Consider the following 14,951-nt stretch of genomic DNA (forward strand, 5'->3'; position numbering starts at 1 on the left):
CACTGCCGAAGCCCAAACGTCGCCGTTCTGCCGAAAGATTCCCGGGGCCGGACCGGCTCCCCATTCCGATCCCCCGCAAGCAACGTCGCCGTTCTGCCAGTTTTTGGACGACCGCGTCCGCGACGGCCGGGCACCGGCCGGCCGGCATGCCCGTTCGGACCGCACCGGAAGCGTCTCCGTTCTGCCGTCCAACGATCCGCCCAATCCCGGCACTCATTGGTAAGTCACTGACAAACATAGGTTTTTATTGCAGAAACGTCTCTAGAGACCAGCAAAGCCGACGCAAAACCCTTCGGCACTGGCAGAACGGCGACGTTCCCCGCGCGGCCGGCCGCCCCGATTCTCGGGCGATTCCGGCAGCCCGACTCACCCGCCGCCCGGATTCGGCCGCCATCATTCGGCAGAACGGCGACGTTTGCCTCCCCCGAACGGCGAAAGCCGGCTCCGGCGCTCAAAGAATCTTTCGGCGGAACGGCGACACCAGCGGCCGGATCTTTCGGCGGAACGGCGACGTTCGCGATCCGGCCTTGCCGATGAATCCCGATCAAAGCGTTGATTCCCCTGGAATCGCCGACGCCGGACGCCGGCGGATCCGGGACGGGACGCTTTTCGTTAAGACCGTGGACAGGATCGCAACGCCACGTACACATTTCCCACAAGGGGCGGACAACGCCCTTTTTCGGGATTTTTCGCGCCCCGGCCCAGGCCCGCGGCGCCGCAACGGAGACGACGATGAGCTAGTGGAGCAACGCACGCTCCGAAAACACAAAAGGCCCGGATTGCTCCGGGCCCTTCGTGTCGGACGGAGGAGACCGAGGGACACCCGACCACCCCACATCTGGCTGTTTGGCGACTCCATGATGTCAGGGCAGGTGCGGAAAGCCAAGCGGATTCGCGAGAGTCCGTCGACGCCATCCCTTTGTCTCCGTCTCTTCGGATTGGAACGACAAAGGGCTTGTCATGAAGCCGTACATCGAGATGTACCGGCGCTGGACGACCGTGCCCGGTGTCCAGGCCGCCGATATCGCTGTCCTGTCGGCGCTCTACGCGCACGCCGGCGGGGATGGAATCTGCACGGCCACCCAGGGCGAACTCGCCGAGGAGCTGCGGCAGAGCCGTGCCTGGATCAACGCGATCCTGAAGACGCTCCAGGAGCCGCCGGTGGCCCTGGTCGCGGCGCGCAGCCGCCGTGGCTACCGGGGATTCCTCTACGAGCTGACCGGCGCCGCCGATGGAATCTCCGGCACGTCCTGTCAGCCGGCTGACAGCGGCGGTCTTCCCGCTGACTCCCCTAAAGGAACTGGGAATCCTGAATCCTCCTCCTTCCACGGGAGGGGAGCGGGAATGTCGGACGAAGCCTTGCCGACCGATTGGGCCCCGACCGCCGAGGACATCGCCTGGGCCGGGGTCGAACGTCCGGACGTCGACCCCGCCGGCGTGACCGCCAAGTTCGTGGCGTGGTGCCGCAAGGCCCATGGCCGCAACGGCTACCTCCCGGCCGACCCCAGCGCCGCGTGGCGCCGCTGGATCGCCCGCGAACTGGTCGCCCCCGCCACACCGCCCTCCTCGCCCCGCCGGGATGCCCGTCATGAACGCCGTTTCCACCGCCCCGCCGATGCCTCCGCCGCCCTGCCCCCCGTCACCGGCCCCGCCCATCTCCATCGGGGAGCCGAGCGGAACGGAGCCGGGCTGGCTGCCCGCAATCGCGACACCCTCGCTGCCCTGCGCGCTCGTCTCGCTGGCCCGGCTTGAGGTCGCCGATCTGCGGTTCGAACTCCAGGATCGTGCGGTGGCGGAGATCGCCGCCCTGGCCGACCGGGTGGACGCCGCCATCGACGGGCTGGCGCCTTGCATCGGGTTGGACAATGTGCTGACCGGGTTGGAGAAGCTGGCCGAACGCTTCGCCCTGGAACTGCCGGACGCCGACCTTCTGGAGGCCGACGTGGTGGCGATGGCGGAATGGCCGGCGGAGCGCTGGGTGGCGGCCTTCCGCGCCGTCTGGGCCGGATTCCGCAGCGGCTGGAGCCGCTTTCCGACGCTGGGCGATTTCCGCGCGGCGCTCGACGCGGCGCCGATGCCGGCCGCGTCCCGCCGGGTGGGGGATCTGCGCCGCCTGTCCGCGCGCCTGCGGCAGGAGCAGGCTCTGCGGCTGCGCACCGAGGAGCAGCGCCGCCGCTCGCGGGAGCGGGAGGAGGAGCGCGCCCGCCGGCAGACCGCCTTGGCGCTGCCCGCGCCGGACAGAAATAGGGCGGATCCGGTCGCCCGAATCCGCCCAAGTCAGGAGAGCTGCAACCGGAGCCCGGACGTGCCGGAAGGGCACCGGCGCTTCAAACCGTCCCCCGGGACGAGCCGGGGAAAGGTCCGAACCGTGAAAGCCGGCGATGCGCGATCAGCCGGCGATGAGGCCGCGCAATTGCCGGTTGGCGACAGCCAGCATGGCCAGATCGATGGCGGGCTGGGCGCGCAGCTCGGCCAGGAGCTGCTCGACCCGCTCGACCACCGGGCGGCGGCGGGCGATCCAGGATTCGACGGCGGCCTCCTCGCCGGCCTCGCTTTCCAGGACGCGGACGGTCAGCGCGCTCTGGTGGGCGAAGAGGTCGTCGACGATGGCGGCGATCGCCTGACGCTGCCAATGGTTGTCGAACTTGGAGCCGCTGGCGCGGTCGCGCAGCCATTCCAGTCCGAAACGCCGGCCCAGCCCGAAATAGACCGAGGCGACGGCGCTGACGTCTCGTCCGGCCCGTTCGGCGATGCGGACCAGATCCGGGGCGGCGGCCAGTACCGGCAGGGCGGCGATCCGGCGGGCCAGATCCTCCGGCACGCCCTGGCCGGTGGCCTCGGTCACGCGGGCGGCGAGCCGGCCGGCCTCCTCGGCGTCGAGCACGCGGTCGAGGCTGGCGGTCAGCGCCTCCACCCCCGGACGGAAGGCGGCGGTCTCGGCCGCCATGTCGAGCGGGTGGGCGGCGTGGGCGAGGAACCAGGCGACCGTGCGCTCCATCAGCCGCACCGTGTCGAGCACCAGCGCCGTCTGGAGGGCGGCGGGAACCCGGTTGTCGAGCGCGTCGATGGCGTCCCACAGCGGGCGCAGGGCGAAGACGTCGCGGACGATGGCGTAGGCGCGGGCGACGTCGGCGGGGCCGAGGCCGGTCTTCTCCATCGTCTCCTTGACGAAGGTCGGGCCGACCCGGTTGACCAGGCTGTTGGTGACCTGGGTCGCCACGATCTCGCGCCGCAGACGGTGCCGGGCGATCGCCTCGCCCTGGCCCTCGCGCAGGGGCTTGGGGAAGTAGCGCAGCAGATCCTCGGCCATCGCCGGGTCGTCCGGCAGGTCGGACGCCAGCAGGTCGTCGTACAGCGTGATCTTGGCGTAGGCCAGCAGCACCGCCAGCTCCGGCCGCGTCAGGCCGCGGCGCTCCGCCATCCGTTCCGAAAGCTCCTCCTCGCTCGGCAGATACTCGATGGCGCGGTTCAGGCGCCCGGCCTTCTCCAGCGACCGGATGAAGCGCGCCTGCGCCTCCAGCGCCGCGGCACCCTGCGCCTGGGCCACGGTCAGCGCGCTGGTCTGCCGGTAATTGTCGGCCAGCACCAGCGCCGCCACCTCGTCGGTCATCGCCGCCATCAACTGGTCGCGCTGCTTGGTGGTCAGATCGCCGCGCCCGACGACGTCGCCGAGCAGAACCTTGATGTTCACCTCATGGTCGGAGGTGTCGACGCCGGCCGAATTGTCGATGGCGTCGGTGTTCAGCCGGACGCCCTTCTGGGCCGCCTCGATGCGGCCGCGCTGGGTGACGCCGAGGTTGGCGCCCTCGCCGACGACCAGCGCCCGCAGGTCGCGGCCGTCGACGCGCAGCGCGTCGTTGGCCTTGTCGCCGGCCTCGGCGTGGCTCTCGTCGGACGATTTGATGTAGGTGCCGATGCCGCCGAACCACAGCAGGTCGACCTGGGCCGTCAGCAGCCGGCGCATCAGCTCGACCGGGGCGATGTGGCTCTGCTCGATGGCGAAGCGGGCGCGCACCTCGGGCGTCAGCTCCACGGTCTTCACCGAACGCTCGACGATCATCGCGCCCTTGGACAGCTTGGAGCGGTCGTAGTCGGCCCAGGACGAGCGGGGCAGGGCGAACAGCCGGTTGCGCTCCTCCCAGCTCGCCGCCGCGTCGGGATCGGGGTCGAGGATGATGTGGCGGTGGTCGAAGGCGGCGAGCAGGCGGATGTGCTTCGACAGCAGCATCCCGTTGCCGAAGACGTCGCCCGACATGTCGCCGACGCCGACGACGGTGAAGTCGGTGGTCTGGATGTCGGTGCCCATCTCGCGGAAATGCCGCTTGACCGATTCCCAGGCGCCGCGCGCGGTGATGCCCATCGCCTTGTGGTCGTAGCCGGCCGAGCCGCCCGACGCGAAGGCGTCGCCGAGCCAGAAGCCGTGGTCGACCGACACCCCGTTGGCGATGTCGGAGAAGGTCGCGGTGCCCTTGTCGGCGGCCACGACGAGATAGGGATCGTCGGTGTCGTGACGCACCACGTCCTTTGGCGGGACCACCGCACCGTCGGCGGCCAGATTGTCGGTGACGTCGAGCAGGCCGCGCATCAGCAGCTTGTAGCACTCGATGCCCTCGGCCTGGACCGCCTCGCGGCTGGCGCCCGGAGGCGGGGGCCGCTTGACGACGAAACCGCCCTTGGATCCCACAGGCACGATGACCGAGTTCTTCACCATCTGGGCCTTCATCAGGCCGAGGATCTCGGTGCGGAAATCCTCGCGCCGGTCGGACCAGCGGATGCCGCCGCGGGCGACCTTGCCGCCGCGCAGATGGACGCCCTCCATGCGCGGGGAATAGACGAAGATCTCGACCCAGGGGCGGGGCAGGGGCAGCTCGTCGATGGCGCCGCTGTCGAACTTGAGGGACAGGTAGGGCTTGGGCTCGCCGTCGGCGGCACTCTGGTAGGCGTTGGTGCGGAGCGTGGCGCGGACCAGCGTGACGAAGCGGCGCAGGATGCGGTCGTCGTCGAGGTTGGTCACGGCGTCGAGCGCCTGGTCGATGGCCTGGAGGATCGGCGCCTCGTCCGACCGGTCCTTCGGATCGAAGCGGGCCTTGAACAGCCGGGCGATCAGGCGGGCGGTCTGCGGGTGGGCGGCGAGCGTCGCCTCCACCGTGTCCTGGGCGTAGGCGAAGCGGGCCTGCTTGAGGAACTTGGCGTAGGCGCGCAGCACCACCACCTCGCGTCCCGTCAGCCCGGCGCGCAGGATCAGCCGGTTGAGCCCGTCATCCTCCATCCGCCCGTCCCACACCGCGGCGAAGGCCTGCTGGAAGGTCTCCTTGACCTGGACGCAATCGACCGGGGTGCCGGTCTGGCTGCGCGCCGAGAAGTCGTGGATCCACACCGGCGGCTCGCCGCCGGCGGAGGTGACGTCGTAGGGCTGTTCGGTGATGACCTTCAGGTCCATGTGCTCCAGCATCGGCAGCACGTCGGACAGCGGCACCGGGCTGCCCTGGTGGTAGATCTTGACGTGAAGCTCGTGCTCCTCCGCCTCCAGCGGGCGGAACAGGGTGATGCCCAGGCGCTTCTGCGCCACCGCCTGCTCGATGCGGCCGATGTCGTGGACGGCGACCTCGGCGGTGAAGTCCTCGCGGTAGCCGGCCGGGAAGGCGTCGGCGTAGCGGCGCAGCAGGGCGTTGCCGGCCTCCTCGCCATGGGCGTCGACCAGCGCGTCGCGCAGCAGGTCGCCCCAGCTCCGCGCCGTCTGGACCAGCCGCATCTCCAGCTCCGGCACGTCCACCACCGGGATGGCGCCGGGCTCGGTGCGGATGATCAGGTGCAGGCGGGCCAGCGTGCTGTCGGAGAGCTGGGTGTGGGTGGCGGCGCAGGTCCCCTTGTAGGCCGCCTCCAGAAGCGCCTGGATCTTGCGGCGCAGGTTGGTGTCGTAGCGGTCGCGCGGCACGAAGACGAGGCAGGAGACGAAGCGCTCGAACGGATCCCGGCGGACGAACAGGGCCAGCCGCTGGCGCTCCTGAAGGTGCAGGATGCCGAGCGCGGTCTCGAACAGCTCCGGGACCGGGGTCTGGAACAGCTCGTCGCGCGGGTGGGTCTCCAGGATGTTCAGCAGCGCCTTGCCGTCATGCCCCTGCGGGTCGAAGCCGGCCATCGCCATCACGTCGGCGACCTTGCGGCGCAGGAAGGGGATCTCGCGCGGGCTGCGGTTGTAGGCGACGGAGGTGAACAGCCCGACCGTCAGCAGGGCGCCGACCACCTTGCCGTCGGCGTCGAAGCGCTTGACCAGGATGGCGTCGAGCGGCACGGCGCGGTGGACGGTGGCCAGCCGGGTGCCCTTGGTCACCAGCAGCGGGCGCGGCTGGTGCAGGAAGGCGCGGATCTCCGCCGGCAGCACGGCGGCGTGGCCGTGCTCGTCGAACACCGTCACCTCGGGATCGCGCAGCACGCCGAGTCCGCTGCCCTCGACCAGCTCCAGCCACGGCTCGTCCGGGCTGCGGCCGGGCGCCGCGTCGTAATGGCGGCTGCCCAGCAGCGTGACGTTGCCGGCATCGACCCAGGTCAGGAAATCGGCGGTCTCCGCCGCGTCGGCCGGGTCGGGCGCGCGGGCGCTGTCGTCGCGGGCGGCGCGGACGCGCTCGCGCATCGGCTCCCAATCCTCGACGGCGGCGCGCACGTCGGCCAGCACGCGCTCCAGCCCGTCGCGCAGGCGTGCCAGCGCCGCCGGGTCGGATTGCGGATCGATCGAGCAGTGCATGAAGGATTCGTCGCGGGCGTCCCCCTCCTTTTCGGAGGCACGGTCATCGCCCGGTTCCAGCAGCTCCTCCAGCCGGCCGCCCGCGTCGCGGACGACGCGGACCACCGGGTGGATCACCAGATGCACGGTGACGCCCTGGCGGTTCAGCTCCGCCGTCACCGAATCGACGAGGAAGGGCATGTCGTCGTTGACGATCTCCACCACCGAGCGGTCGGACTGCCAGCCATGCTCGTCGAGGCGCGGCGAGTAGACGCGCACGCGGGCGACGCCGGGCTGCCGTTGCTGCCCCCACTGCCACATCGCCAGCGCCGCCCCATAGAGCTGCTCCGGAGTCGAGCGCAGGAAATCGTCCGGCGGCACGTTGCCGTAGAAGCGCTGCACGAAGCGTTCCGCCCGTGCGTTCGGTACCCGGCTGCGCACAAGCTCGGCCAGTTGCTTGCGCATGTCGCCCGCCAGATCCTTCGTCGCCGTACGCATGATGGTGCTTTTCTCCCAGACAATGTTTTGTCTGGTAGTACCACCGTAACACTGACAATTCGACGACAAATTAACGGCAGTATATCTGACTAATCCGGATTATGTAGTGGGAAAAGGCGCTTCCGCCGTAAGATCTTCGACCAATCGCCGGGCATGGGCCGACAACCCGTCGAAGCGCCGCGCGCACAGCAGCAGAACGCGCGGCGCCCATGGATCGGACAGCGGGACCACCTGGAGCGCGGAGGATTCCCGCGCCCGCAGCGCCGCCATCTCCGGCACGATGCCGATGCCGACGCCGCGTTCGACCAGCCGGCACAGCGCGACCGGCCCGCGCACGCGCACGCGGAAGGACAGGCTGCGTCCGACCCGCGCGGCGAGGCTGTTGAGATACTCCTGCAAGGCGCTGCCGGAGCTGAGTCCGACGAAGGGCTCGTCGAGCACCTCGGCGAAGGCGACCTCCGTCCGGCCGGCCAGCCGGTGGCCGTGCGGCATCACCAGCACCAGCCGGTCGCTGCGGAAGGGCCGGCTCTCCAGCCCGGCGAGGTCGGCCATGTCGGCGACGACCCCGAGGTCGGCCAGCCCGGCGGCCACCGCCTCGACGATGGCGTGGCTCGGGCGCTCCTCCAGGTCGATGTCGATGTTGGGGTTGGCGGCGAGGAAGCCGGCCAGCGCGTCGGGCAGGAACTCGTTGATCGCCGCCGTGTTGGACAGCAGCCGGACATGGCCCTTCAGGCCCTTGGCGTATTCGTTCAGCTCGCCGCGCATGCGCTCCAGCTGGTGCAGCACCAGCCGGGCGTGGTGGACGACGGCGCGCCCGGCCGGGGTCGGGCGGGCGCCGCGCCGGCCACGCTCCAGCAGGGGGATGCCCAGCGCCTCCTCCATCCCGCGGATGCGCGCGCTGGCCGAGGCGAGCGCCATGGCGCTGCGCTCGGCCCCGGCGGTGATGCTGCCGGTTTCGGCGACGTGCAGGAACAGCCGCAGGTCGGTCAGGTCGAAGCGCAAGGCGGGGCATCCGGACGGCGGTGTCTGGCGGGACGTCAGCCTTCGGTATGGCCGAAGGCTGACTGCGCGAAAGCCAGATTGTGGCCTTTCGCCGCATCGATCAAGTTTGAAAGCGGCATCTCACCCAGCCGGGCGACGGATCGGCCAGGGAAGCGAAGGAGGACGTGACATGGCGTTGCTGGACCGGGACGGGCGGGAGGAGCGGGGCGGAACCGGAGAGGTCGATCGCCGCCTGCTGGTGGTCGCGCTGGCGCTCGCCCTGCTGACGCTGCTGGCCGTGCTGGACCTGCACCGCCCGGTGCCGGGCTCGGAACCCCCGGTCGAGGTGCGCATCCCGCCGATGGACGTGCTGCCCGCCGCTCCGCCGGCCAAGCCCGCGTTCACATCGAAGCGGATCGATCCGGACGAACTGCTGGCCTATGATTGAAGTTTTCCTTCTCGTCATGGCCGAGCTTGATTCCATGTTCCGCCGCCTTCCAAGGAGTGCGGTCATGGATGCCCGGACCAGGTTCGGGCATGACGATGGTTTGGGAAGGGCCAAAGAATAGGTGTCGAACAGGCTCTAGCCCCGCACCTCCTCCGGCGGGGTCTCGTTCCCGGCGCCCAGCGGCCGCTCCATCAGGACGCTGTCGATCCAGCGCCCGAACTTGAAGCCGGCTCCCGGCAGAAGTCCGGCGGGACGGAAGCCGCAGGCCGCGTGCAGCCCGATGGAGCCCTGGTTGTCGCTGCCGCCGATCACCGCGATCATCCGCCGGTAGCCGGCCGCCTCGCAGATCCCGATCAGCGGCATGAGCAGCGCCCGGCCGACGCCGCGCCGCGCCATCCCGGCATCGACATAGACCGAGTTCTCCAGGGTGAAGCGGTAGGCGCTGCGCGTCCGGTACAGCCCGGCGTAGGCGTAGCCGGCGAGCGCGCCATCGCACTCCGCCACCAGATAGGGCAGGCCGCGCGCCAGGATGTCGGCCCGCCGGCGCGCCATCTCGGCGGCGTCGGGCGGAACCTCCTCGAAGGAGGCGGTGCCGGTCCGCACATGGTGCGCGTAGAGCGCGGCGATGGCCGGGACGTCCTCGTCGCGCGACGGACGGACGAGGATGGGGTGGGGGAGGGGTGAAAGGGAAGGGACGCGGGTCACGGCGGTCAACTCCGAAGGCTCGGTGCGGGACGGTCGGCGGGAAGCAGGGCGGCGCAGGCGGCCGCCAACCCGCCGCCGACGCCGAGAAGGGCGAAACCCCAGCCCCAGGCGGAGCCCGAACCGGCACCGGCGCCGTCGAGCACCAGCCCGACCGCCAGCGGCGCCACGCCGCCGGCGCCGAAGCCGAGGATGGAGCGCACCGCCAGCGCCGCCCCCAGGCTGCCCGGCTCGACCGATTCGGTCATCGCGGTGGACAGCACGGGCGAATCGCCGAGCGCGGAAAAGCCGTAGAGGGCGGCGACCGGCAGGATCAACCAGACCGGCAGCGCCTCCATCCACCCGATGGCGAGCGAGCAGGCGGCGCCCAGCAGCCCCATCGCCAGCAGCACGGCCCGCCGGCCCAGCCGGTCGGACGCCCGCCCCATGGTCAGCGACGACAGGAAGCCCGACAGATGGATGGCCCCGGCGATCCACAGCCCCTGCATTGCGGCCCCTCCCGCGGCGCCCCCCGGCCCGGACAGGGTGGCGGTGAGGAAGGCCGGCAGCCACGCCCACATGCCCAGCAGTTCCCAGCAATGGGTGGTGTAGCCGGCGGTCAGCAGGAAGGAGCGGCGGTCGGACAGGAAGCGGAAGGCGCCGCGCAGGCTGCCCGCCCGTTTCCCGGCGACGAGGTTGGGGCGTCCGCGCAGGCCGGGCAGGGCGGTCAGCAGGGCCAGCAGCGGCCCCAGGCCGCAAGCGATGAAGGCGGCCTCGTAGCCGAAGCGGTCGCTCAGGCCCGCCGCCAGAGCGATGGAGGCGAAGTAGCCGAGCGACCCGGCGCCGAGCAGCCAGCCGACCGCCGCCCCGCGCCGTTCCGCCGGCACCCCCTGGGCCACCAGCATGATGGAGGGGGCGTAGGTGCCGCCCTGCGTCGCGCCGAGCAGGGCGAACAGGACCAGCCCGCTGGTGGCGTCGCGCGCCAGGAAGGCGAAGGCCATCCCGGTCAGCGCGGTGGCCCAGCTCGACCACAAAAAGACGCGCTTGGCGCCCAGGCTGTCGGCGAACCAGGAGGAGAGCACCAGCGACAGGGCGTAGCCGATGTTGAAGGCGGCCTGGATGCCGCCGGCCTCGCCACCGGACATGCCCCAGGCGCCCATCGTCGGGATCAGCGCCCCGGCGTAGACCATGAAGGCCAGCGAGGATCCGAAACGGCTGGCGCAGAGCAGGATCAGCCAGAGGGGCGTGGAGGGGCGGGGGTGCGCGGGCGTCTTGGTCATGCCCCAGCTTCGTCGGGGGAGAGTTGAAAGGCAAATTTATTGATCTGATGAAGATCATAAGGAAGACTGTGGGTATGCGCGGCCTGAACCTCGACCAGCTCCTGACCTTCGCGACCGTGGTGGAGCATGCCGGCTTCACCGAGGCGGCCGCCCGGCTCGGCCTGACCCAGCCGGCGGTCAGCATGCAGATCCGCAACCTGGAGAAGCGCTTCGGCGTCCGCCTGATCGAGCGGGTCGGCAAGCGGGCGCTGCCGACCGCCGCCGGCCGCGACCTGCTGCCCTTCGTCCGCCGCCTGCGCGACGAGGCCGACGCGGCGGCCGCCCGCATGATGAGCCACCGGGCCGGCGCGGTCGGCCGCGTGCGCATCGGCACCGGGGCGACCGCCTGCATCTACCGGCTGCCGCCGCTGCTGGCGGCCTTGCGCGCCGACCATCCCGGTCTGGAGATCATCGTCGTGACCGGCAACACGCCCGAGATCCTGGATTCGGTGGAGGCCGGAACGCTCGATCTCGCTCTGGTGACTCTGCCCGCCGTGCGTCCCGGCCTGTCGATCGAGCCGGTCCGCGTCGAGGAGATGGTCGCCGTGGACGCGCGCGCCGGCGGTTCGGACGGCGTTGCCATATCCCCGGCGGAGGTCGCCGCCGGCCCGCTGATCCTCTACGAGCGCGGCGGCACCATGCGGGCGGTGATCGACGCCTGGTTCGTCGCCGGCGGGGCGCGGCCGCGCCCGGCGATGGAGCTCGGCAACGTCGAGGCGACCAAGCATCTGGTCGCCGCCGGGCTCGGCCGCTCGATCCTGCCGGCGGTCACCGTGGCGGGGGAGGGCGACCGCGAGCGCTTCGCCGTCCGTCCCCTGTCGCCGCCGCTGACCCGGACGCTGGGGTTGGCGCTGCGCCGCGACAAGGTGCCCGATCCCGGCGTTCGCGCTCTCATGAAGGCGATCGCGTCCATGGCGTGAAGGGGGCGCGGCGCCCTTGCCCACGGCGCTCCGAGATGATCCGACGAGATATCGCCTTTGGGCGAGTTTACAGATCCTCCCGAGCTTGCGCACTCTGCACGCCTGGAAACGCCCCGCCTGCTTCGAGTGCCGATGACCGAACCGCCTGTTACGCCCACCCGACAGCCCGATGCCGGCGGGGATGGCGTGGATGCGCTGCGTGCCCGTCTTGCCGTTCTGGAGGCGGAGAACGCTGCCTTGCGGAGGGTCGTCGAGTCCTCCGGCGCCAAGGCCGACGATCTGCGGACCATCGCCGGCCTGAACGACGACCTGCGCGCCGCCCTCGACGATCTGGAGCGCAGCCGTTCCGCCCACGCCGAGAGCGAGGGGCGGCTGCGCGCCATCCTCGACAGCGCCACCGAGCACGCCATCGTGACTCTCGACGCCAATGGGCGGGTGACGAGCTGGAATCCCGGTGCCACCCGCATCCTGGGTTGGAGCGAGGCCGAGATCCTGGGGAAGGACAGCGTCGTCTTCCACACGCCCGAGGACGCCGAGGCCGGGATCCCCGCCGCGCTGCGCGCCGCCGCGCGGGCCGAGGGGCAGTGCCGCGACGAGCGCTGGTTCCACCGCAAGGACGGGGCCGCCTTCTGGGGAGCTGCCACCATCCTGCCGCTGCTGGACGGCAAGGGAGGCGGCTTCCTGAGCATCCTCTACGACCGCACGCGCGAGCGGTCGGTGGAGAACGCCATCCAGGAGGTCCAGCAGCGGGCGACCGACGTGCTCGACAGCATCGACGAGGCGTTCCTGTCCATCGACCGCGAGTACCGCGTCACCTACCAGAACCGCCGGGCCGAGGAACTCGACCATCTGCCGCTCTCGGCCGTGCTCGGCCGCCGCCTGTGGGAGATCTGGCCCGAGATGGTCGGCTCCGAGGTCGAGGTGATCTGTCGCCGCGCGATGGAGGAGCGCGTCTCGACCGCGCTGGAGAAGCGGTTCGAGGGGGGCGGGCGGGAATTGTGGGTGGAGATCCGCTATCACCCCACCCCCGAGGGCATCGGCTGCTTCTTCCGCAACATCACCGCCCGCAAGCGGGCGGAGGAGGCCGCCGCGGCCCAGCACGCCCGCACGGTCGAGATCCTGGAGAGCATCAGCGACGCCTTCTACACGCTCGACCATGACTGGCGCTTCACCTACATCAACAGCAAGGCCGAGCAGATCTGGGGCCGCAAGCGCGACACCCTGCTGGGCCGCGTCATATGGGACGCCTTCCCCGAGGTGGTGGGCAGCGAACCCTTCGAGGCGCATCGCCAGGCGGTGCGCGAGAACCACATGGTGACGGTGGAGGCGCTGTCCCCGGTCGTCCATCAGTGGATCGAGGCCAGCATCTATCCCAGCGCCGCCGGCCTGTCGGTCTATTTCCGCGACATCACCGGCCGCCGCGCCGCCCAGGACGCCCTGCTGCGCGCCAAGGAGGCGGCGGAGCAGGCCAGCATCGCCAAGGGCAAGTTCCTCGCCGCCGCCAGCCACGACCTGCGCCAGCCCCTCCAGGCCCTGCTGCTGTTCGTCGACGTGCTGAAGCCGCACGTCCAGGGCAGCCGGGGCGAAAGCGCCCTGATGCATCTGGCGCGCGGGCTCGACGCGTTGAAGGATCTGCTGGACAGCCTGCTCGACATGTCTCGGCTCGACGCCGGCATCGTCGAACCGTCGATCGAGGACGTGCCGCTGCAACCGCTGTTCGAGCACATCGCCGCCTCCTACCGGCCGGTGGCGGCGGCGCGCGGGCTGGATCTGCGGGTCGAGGCCTGCCGGGGCACCGCGCGCAGCGATCGCACGCTGCTGGTCCGCATGGTGCGCAATCTGGTGGAGAACGCGTTGCGCTACACCGAGACCGGGCGCATCGACATCGAATGCCGCCGGGCCGGCGACCGGCTGCTGATTGAGGTGCGCGACACCGGCATCGGCATCCCGTCCGAACATCTGGAGCGCATCTGGGAGGAGTTCCACCAGGTCGGCAACCCGGAGCGGGACCGCAACCGCGGCCTCGGGCTTGGGCTGGCCATCGTGCGCCGGCTGTCGCAGCTTCTCGACCATCCGGTCGGCGTCCGGTCGGTGCCGGGAAAGGGCACCGCCTTCACCCTGGCGGTGCCGGCCGGACGGACGGAATCGGCTTCGGGCGGCGCGGCGGACGACGCGGTGGCCGGGCGGGGACGCTTCGCCGTGCTGGTCGACGACGACGCCATCGTCCTGCTCGGGCTGGAGACGATCTTCCGCGAATGGGGCTACGAGGTGCTGGTCGCCGGCTCCGCCGACAGCGCGGTCGAGGCGCTGACCCGCAAACCCCGGCGGCCCGACATCGTCGTCGCCGACTACCGCCTGCGCGAGGGGCGCACCGGGACCGAGGCGGTGGCGCGCATCCGGGCGCTGTTCGAGGATCCCGGCCGGGAGCCGGTGCCCGGCGTGATCCTGACCGGGGAGACCGGCCCCGACTGCGAGCGCGATGCCGCCGCGCACGGACTCGGCGTCATCCACAAGCCGGTGACCCCCCGGCAATTGAGCCACGCGCTGGGGCGGCTGTTCAGCACGGAGTGAAGACGACTCCGGGTCTTCGGCTTCCGATTGTGGTTTCGGCGGAGAACACCCTTTTCGAGGGTGTTGCGTGCGCTTGTCCAAGGTCCTCCCGTCGAGTTTTGAAAAGAAGAGGCTCAACGAAAGTACTATGAGTCCATCTTTTCGACTGTGCAATGCACAATCATGGAATTACTTGATTCTTTTGATCGAATCGACTGCATTGTTCCAATGGGTGATATTGGTCGATTGGTTTTGTATTGATTTTTCGGAGAGGTATGAAAACAAAAGAACAATGTGTTGTCCTTTTGTATAAGATCACGATGTCGGATCGCCATCCGATCTCTTGACCGATCGACATGACGGCGATGGCGGTGTCATGGACGTCTCGCGCATGCAGCAAGAACAGGGAGGTTGTGGGTCGGGTATTATTGTCGAAAGTCCCATTGTTCGCGCACCCCTTTTTGCCCCGTATGCGCCTCCAGGCGCTTCCGGGCGCCGAACCGGCCGCCGCTTGTGGGCCTTCCCGAACGCGGGGGTTTCGAAGGCGAGGCGAAGGCCGGGATCCGGGGGACAAGCTCTGCCAAGAGAAAGGGCGCGAAACGATGCTGAACGGCATTTGCACGAGAATGCGGACTGTGGTGCGGACCGGCGTGGCGGCCGGCCTGGGATTGTTGGGATTGTCAGCCCTGGGAGGGTTCGGCGCGCCGGCGCTGGCCGGGTCGGTGACGCAGCCCGGTGATACCGCCTCTCCTATGAAATGACCTTCTGGAGCCAAGGCGGGAAGCAGAGGGATTTGATGCGGCCGGTTTCGGCGATGAGCGCGTTCCAGGCGT

The 14,951-nt window shown here is 70.2% G+C and carries 8 protein-coding genes; 4 read left to right on the top strand and 4 right to left on the bottom strand.

The window, feature by feature from the left end:
* Window positions 1-960: 960 nt before the first annotated feature.
* Window positions 961-1,752, top strand: a complete 792-nt coding sequence (locus J2847_RS30370; protein ID WP_209782471.1) for a MarR family transcriptional regulator — start codon at window positions 961-963, stop codon at window positions 1,750-1,752.
* Window positions 1,753-2,389: 637 nt separating this feature from the next.
* Here J2847_RS30370 and J2847_RS30375 read toward each other — a convergent pair.
* Window positions 2,390-7,219, bottom strand: a complete 4,830-nt coding sequence (locus tag J2847_RS30375; protein ID WP_209782472.1) for an NAD-glutamate dehydrogenase — start codon at window positions 7,217-7,219, stop codon at window positions 2,390-2,392.
* Between the two features lie 99 nt (window positions 7,220-7,318).
* On the bottom strand, window positions 7,319-8,221 hold the full coding sequence (locus tag J2847_RS30380; protein WP_209782473.1) for a LysR family transcriptional regulator: 903 nt from the start codon (window positions 8,219-8,221) through the stop codon (window positions 7,319-7,321).
* Between the two features lie 169 nt (window positions 8,222-8,390).
* Here J2847_RS30380 and J2847_RS30385 point away from each other — a divergent pair, with 169 nt between their 5' ends.
* Window positions 8,391-8,648 carry a hypothetical protein gene (locus J2847_RS30385; protein ID WP_209782474.1) on the top strand — a complete coding sequence of 86 codons (258 nt, stop codon included), beginning with the start codon at window positions 8,391-8,393 and terminating at the stop codon, window positions 8,646-8,648.
* Between the two features lie 135 nt (window positions 8,649-8,783).
* Here the strand turns inward: J2847_RS30385 and J2847_RS30390 are convergent, their stop codons facing one another.
* Together J2847_RS30390 and J2847_RS30395 are read right to left on the bottom strand one after the other, a co-directional pair.
* Window positions 8,784-9,353, bottom strand: coding sequence for a GNAT family N-acetyltransferase (locus J2847_RS30390; RefSeq protein WP_209782475.1), 570 nt, complete (start codon window positions 9,351-9,353; stop codon window positions 8,784-8,786).
* Window positions 9,354-9,358: 5 nt separating this feature from the next.
* Window positions 9,359-10,609 (bottom strand): MFS transporter, encoded by a 1,251-nt coding sequence (locus tag J2847_RS30395; RefSeq protein WP_211114888.1) that lies wholly within the window; start codon window positions 10,607-10,609, stop codon window positions 9,359-9,361.
* A gap of 74 nt (window positions 10,610-10,683) precedes the next feature.
* On the opposite strand from J2847_RS30395, the gene J2847_RS30400 reads away from it, so the two are divergent.
* Both J2847_RS30400 and J2847_RS30405 read left to right on the top strand, forming a co-directional pair.
* Window positions 10,684-11,568 carry a LysR family transcriptional regulator gene (locus J2847_RS30400; RefSeq protein ID WP_209782476.1) on the top strand — a complete coding sequence of 295 codons (885 nt, stop codon included), beginning with the start codon at window positions 10,684-10,686 and terminating at the stop codon, window positions 11,566-11,568.
* 186 nt (window positions 11,569-11,754) lie between these two features.
* The gene (locus J2847_RS30405; RefSeq protein WP_325169517.1) at window positions 11,755-14,139 is read left to right on the top strand and encodes a PAS domain-containing hybrid sensor histidine kinase/response regulator; all 2,385 of its coding nucleotides are present in this window, start codon (window positions 11,755-11,757) and stop codon (window positions 14,137-14,139) included.
* The last annotated feature ends 812 nt before the right edge of the window (window positions 14,140-14,951 follow it).

Source organism: Azospirillum agricola (assembly GCF_017876095.1).
Classification (GTDB): Bacteria; Pseudomonadota; Alphaproteobacteria; order Azospirillales; family Azospirillaceae; genus Azospirillum; species Azospirillum agricola.